The 1,833-nt window shown below is 55.5% G+C and carries 2 protein-coding genes; both read left to right on the forward strand.

Features of this window, described 5'->3' with window-relative positions; all coding sequences use genetic code 11:
* Window positions 1–461 precede the first annotated feature (461 nt).
* Window positions 462–725, forward strand: coding sequence for a hypothetical protein (locus AAFX91_RS41290; protein WP_282531599.1), 264 nt, complete (start codon window positions 462–464; stop codon window positions 723–725).
* A gap of 310 nt (window positions 726–1,035) precedes the next feature.
* Window positions 1,036–1,764: a Crp/Fnr family transcriptional regulator gene (locus tag AAFX91_RS41295; protein WP_282531598.1), complete on the forward strand. Its 729-nt coding sequence runs from the start codon at window positions 1,036–1,038 to the stop codon at window positions 1,762–1,764.
* Window positions 1,765–1,833: the final 69 nt, after the last annotated feature.

A 1,833-nucleotide genomic window follows, 5' to 3' on the forward strand; every position in this document is an offset into this window, starting at 1 on the left:
CATCATGCGCTCCGTCTATCAAACGGAGCAGCCCCTTCCAACTAAGCACGTGGTCCCACAATCGGGGTCCATTTCACAGTACCGACCGCCAATGAAATAAATTCTCTGCAGTCTTCGTTTTCGCAATATAGGCCCGAGTTTTTGGCACCCACAACGCCCCTCGTTGCATTCAGCGGCTCCTTTAGGCTGGTCATCAGATGTATTCGGTGAATGGTCATGGATGCGCCATCGGGTAGGCAGGTAAACTAACCCTCCTCGGGGCTATGCATTCAGCCAGAAGCCTTTGCCCTCGGTGCGAGTTGACCTCGGCCAAGCCTGATCGTTCCTAAAAGCTGCCGAGCTTTCCCGCACTTCGATGCGCCGGCGAACGACGGGCAGGGAGTCTCGCGTTCATCTAACACAGGTAAAGGAATCACTCCTCAAAGTGCGAGATGCTATTTATTCCCAGAAGGGAGGCGCATATGGTTGTTTTCAACAAAACCGGGTCGATGAATAATTTTCAATCCTTGCTCATCTCCGTTGATAGGCTGGAACAGAAGAGAGCAGAGCTGCTTGCACTTCGAGAAAAGGTGTCCAATGCGGAACGTGCCATCCAGCGGCTACTAATAGGTTTCCCAAAAGAAAAGGGATGGCTGGCCGTTGGGCCGAACGAATTTCAGGACGCCATAGCGAGTGCGATCGCGTCCGGCATTGGCGTGCGTGGTCCGCCGGATCGTAGTCGGTGAAGCTATTCGCATCTAGTGAATGCCATCATTGTGGTAGCTGCCTTGTCATTATGAACAGGAGGCGTTTCGAATGAGGCGCCCGCTCGACCACGTTGCTGCGGAGCGGCACCGACCCCGGGCTATCCCGGAGGCTCCCCGTTCCAGGCCTTGCGAGCACTAAGTTGTTTATTCTGGGAACCAATTTATTAGCCCGCGTTAACTTGCATCACCGGCAACGATCGTAGGGCGCTGGTGACTGAGAGTGTAGCGCTCCCGCTGTTTCGGCCGGAGCAGTATTTAACTGCCCGTTCCGGCGTGTCTGGAGATGCCGATGACGGGAATTTTGACGACTGCTCTCATCACAAAATTGACGATGTCGAACTCCTTGGATGGAGACGACATCCAGGCAATCCAGCATTTGCCAATCCGAAGCAAAAGTCTCCGCGCGCTCGAGGTGATCGTGGCCGATGGTGCTCGTCCGACAGAATGCTGCCTCCTCGCCGAGGGTTTTGGCTTTCGTTCGAAGACGACCTTCGACGGGCAGCGGCAGATTCTTTCGTTGCACATCCCAGGCGAAATTCCCGACCTGCAAAGCCTCCACCTCGGGATCATGGACCATGACTTGGTGGCGCTAACGCCGTGCACCCTTGGATTCATCTCGCATGACGCGATGTGGCAAATGAGCAAGGAGCGTCCGAAGGTGGCAGCGGCTCTTTGGCGGGAAACGTTGATTGATGCGGCCATTTTCCGGGAATGGATCGTCAATGTCGGGCGCAGATCGGCAACTGCCCGGATGACGCACCTTTTTATCGAGCTTTACCGAAGGCTCGAAGCCGTAGGCCGAGCCAAGGATGGTGGATTTGAACTACCGGTCACGCAGTCAGTGCTTAGCGACTGCCTCGGCTTGTCGACGGTGCATGTCAACCGAGTGCTGCAGGAGCTTCGGGGGGATGGGCTTCTGACAGTCGATCGAGCGAACTTTCGCCTTCTCCAACCCGAAAAGCTGGAGGCTTTGGCGGGGTTCGATGGCACCTACCTGCATCAACGCCCGGGCCTCTAGGCCGTGTGGACTCTTGGGATTCTCAAATCAGATTGAACGTGATTCAAGGCTTTCTTTTAGGAGGAAGCC

Origin of the sequence: Bradyrhizobium sp. 31Argb (genome assembly GCF_043638955.1) — a bacterium.
Classification (GTDB): Bacteria; Pseudomonadota; Alphaproteobacteria; order Rhizobiales; family Xanthobacteraceae; genus Bradyrhizobium.

What these genes read in the sequence shown, in the direction of transcription:
- AAFX91_RS41290 (WP_282531599.1), top strand. Translation starts at nt 462, where the DNA reads ATGGTTGTTTTCAACAAAACCGGGTCGATGAATAATTTTCAATCCTTG.
- AAFX91_RS41295 (WP_282531598.1), top strand. Translation starts at nt 1,036, where the DNA reads ATGACGGGAATTTTGACGACTGCTCTCATCACAAAATTGACGATGTCG.